Source organism: Microcoleus sp. LAD1_D3, assembly GCF_036702135.1.
Classification (GTDB): domain Bacteria; phylum Cyanobacteriota; class Cyanobacteriia; order Cyanobacteriales; family Microcoleaceae; genus Microcoleus.
On record NZ_JAUBSB010000128.1, the window covers coordinates 1 to 3,819 of the forward strand.

General features: G+C 47.9%; 1 protein-coding gene. It reads left to right on the plus strand.

The features are described 5' to 3' along the window. Positions 1-810: 810 nt before the first annotated feature. A partial coding sequence (locus QUA74_RS29345) for a DUF4347 domain-containing protein (RefSeq protein ID WP_333336238.1) occupies positions 811-3,819 on the plus strand: 3,009 nt, incomplete at its 3' end.

Consider the following 3,819-nt stretch of genomic DNA (forward strand, 5'->3'; position numbering starts at 1 on the left):
GCTGACGGATTGAGTTTTGAGGCTTTGCAAATTAACTCGATGGCGAATGGCACACTGCTGCAAGTTGCTGCGACAGGGCAGGTTTTGGCTCAGGTTTTTGGCGCTGATAATACTCTGAATCCTGTGGATTTTCTCACTCTTTCTCGTTAAGACCAAAGGGCGTTAAACTCGCTGGTTTTTTCATAAAAATATACCAACTCGGTTTGTTGAACCAACCGGGTTTTTTAATTTTTAAATATTTTAAAATCAACTAACATCAAGGTCGTTAATTATTATTGGATGCTCGACTGAGCGAGACCATAAATTTTGTTTTTAAGGAGTCATTTATTCCTGATAAAAGTCAGAGGAAGGAGTTGATTTTTACAAATTTTATAACCATTTTTTACCGAAATAGAGATGCTCTGAGATTGGGCTGAGTGACTACCATAAAATTGGTTTTTGATAAGGACTTAAGTTCTAATAAAAGTCGGAGCAATTAAGCCGCTTATACTACAAGAACCGACGATTGTCAACTGCTTTTAGGCAAAAAATATCGCATTTTAAGTGGTATTTTTGTGCATCAAGTTTGTTTTTTTTATCCTAAAATAATTTACCGCCAAGTCGGATTTGGCTAAAAAAAACCCTGATTTCCTAGGTAAATACAGGGAACTGCTACTTTGGGAAGATGTCGATAAAAAAAAAATCGAAGTAAATAGAACTTGTTAACTATGCGAAGTCAAGAAATTAGTAATTAGCAGTTTCCCATTAGCAATTAACAATAATATCACCCCTGAAGGTTGACAATTAACAAGTCAAGGAGCTATGTAACTCATGAAAAAATCATTGTGCAACTACTTTTTCCCAATTCAAAAATCAAGTTGCGATCGCCGCGACACAGACTGCATACAAGCTTCTTTGATGGGGACGCAATTAGTCGGTGATCGGGCGATCGATATTTCCTCTTTAACAAAAGCGAGTCGGGGCTTTAAGACCAAACATAAAAAATATTTAGTTTGCATTGATCCGAGGGTAGAGAATTATCAGCATCTTGCCAGCGGAGTCAAACCAGGGACAGAGATAATTGTCCTCGATAGAAGGCGGGACGGAGTAGAACAAATTACCGAGATTCTAGCTAAACGCAGCTTAATTGCCAGCCTTCAGATAGTTGCTCACGGCAATGAAGCTTCCCTGCAACTGGGGTCAACTGTACTGAAGGATGAAAACTTGCAAAAGTACGATCGGCATTTGCAACAGTGGCGCAATGCTTTCACGGAAAAAGCCGATATTTTATTATTAGCGTGTAAGGTTGGGGCTGGACAATCCGGGATTGCTTTCGTGCGGAAGCTGAGAGAATTAACAGGCGCAAATATAGCGGCTTCCAACAATCTAATTGGCAGTTCCAAATTAGGAGGAAACTGGCAATTAAATGTTACAGCAGGACGAGTAAAAACTGCAATAGCCTTTGAAACAAAAACCCAGGCAACTTACAGCGATGTCCTCATTAGTTTAGTGGACGAAAGTTTTCAAGACGCACGTCTAATCGGGCCTTGGATCTCTGGGGTTACTGGCACGTCAGACGCTCCAGCTTTAACAGCAGGAACCGGAACAGAGAGTTTTCCGGGTTTGAACATAGACCCGGTAGGGAGCGGGGCGTTGAGATTAACTACAAGAACTTTTGACCAATCTACTTTTGTCATCTATAACAGTCAGGTTCCAGTCAACAGCGGTCTTAACATTGTCTTCGATATATTTCCCTACGACGGCACTGCACGTGATAATTTAGCAGGGCGGACAGGGGACGGCATAAGTTTCTTTTTAATTGACGGTACTGTGACGCCAACAGTAGCTGGAGGCTATGGAGGTTCTCTCGGCTACGCCCAAAATACAGATACAAATCAGCCCGGTTTACGGGGAGGTTATTTAGGAATTGGATTAGATGAATTCGGAAATTTCTCAACTGAAACTCAAGGGCGCATAGGCGGAATTCCGGGGGGGCGTAGAGCAGATTCGGTAACGCTTCGAGGTAGCGAAGTTACGCAATATCAATTTTTAACTTCTACGTTTGTGCCACAGGGAATAGATAATATTCCTGATACCGTAAATCCTCTGCCTCCCAACGGGCCGATCAACGCCATTACTAGCAATCGCGAAGCAGCCAGAAGAAGAGTTCAAATTATTTTGCAACCCCCCACTTCTGCAACGCCAAACCGTCTCACTGTTAACTTTGATATCAACAATAATGGTTCGTTTACAGATGTGGGCGAGACTATTATCGACATTGCCAATTTAGAGGAGCTAAACGGGCCAATACCGGAAACATTCAAATTTGGTTTTGCTGGTTCAACGGGAGACGCAACAAATATTCACGACGTTCGCACTTTGTCGATCCAAACTATAGACGTGCCGCTTACTACAGCAGATGTTGCCTCTACGAAAACAGGCCCGGCTGCAGCGGCACCGGGTAGCAGCATTACTTACACAATTACGACAGTAAATAACGGCCCGAACGACGCCGAAAACGTGGTGATTGAAGATAGATTGCCCGTCGGGGCAGTATTAAGTAGTGCTCCGGGCGGTGGCACTTTCAGCCCGACAACGAGACTCGTCACCTGGCCAACTATTCCGAATTTACCTGCTGGGGCTACCACCACGCGCACCGTAACTATTACGACCCCAACTACACTTGGCCCTATTACCAACAGTGTATTCAGCAGCAGCAGTACGATCGATCCCGTACCCGGTAACAACAGCGGCAGCAGCCCGGAGGCGAGAGTCACCACCACTATTACGAACGACGATATTGCCGATGTAGTGACAGTCAAAACCGGGCCCGCTACTGCAGCAGCCGGATCGACTGTCACCTACACAATTACCGCAACCAACAATGGGCCGAGTCCGGCAGCCAATGTGGCGATCACCGACACCATCGTTCCAGGTTTAACAGGAGTCACAGTCTCTGAGGGCGGAACTTATAACCAAACTACAGGTATTGTAACTTGGACGGCGATCGCATCCCTAGCCAGCGCAGCCAGTACCAACAGAACCGTCAGTTTTCCAGTTCCCGCCACCGGCGGCCCCATCGCCAACACTGCTAGCAGCACCTCAACGAGCCCAGACCCCAATCTCGACAACAACAATGGCAGCAGCCCCGAAGCGCAAGTCACCACCAGCATCACCGAGAGTGCCGATGTAGTGACGGTCAAAACCGGGCCCGCTACTGCGGCCGCGGGTTCGACCGTCACCTACACAATTACGGCAACCAACAGTGGGCCGAGTCCGGCAACCAATGTGGCGATCACCGATAGCATTGTTCCGGGTTTAACAGGAGTCAGCGTCTCGGAGGGCGGAACTTACAACGCAACTACAGGTATTGTGACTTGGACGGCGATCGCATCCCTAGCCAGCGCAGCCAGCACCAACAGAACCGTCAGTTTCGCAGTTCCCGCCACCGGCGGCCCCATCGCCAACACTGCTAGCAGCACCTCAACGAGTCCAGACCCCAATCCCGACAACAACAACGGCAGCAGCCCGTCAGCAAGAGTCACCACCACTATCACCGATAGCGCCGATGTAGTGACGCTCAAAACCGGGCCCGCTACTGCGATCGCGGGTTCGACTGTCACCTACACAATTACGGCTGCTAACAGTGGGCCGAGTCCGGCAGCCAATGTGGCGATCGCCGACACCATTGTTCCGGGTTTAACAGGAGTCACCGTCTCGGAGGGCGGAACTTACAACGAAACTACAGGTATTGTGACTTGGCCGGCGATCGCATCCCTAGCCAGCGCAGCCAGCACCAACAGAACCGTCAGTTTCGCAGTTCCCGCCACCGGCGGCCCC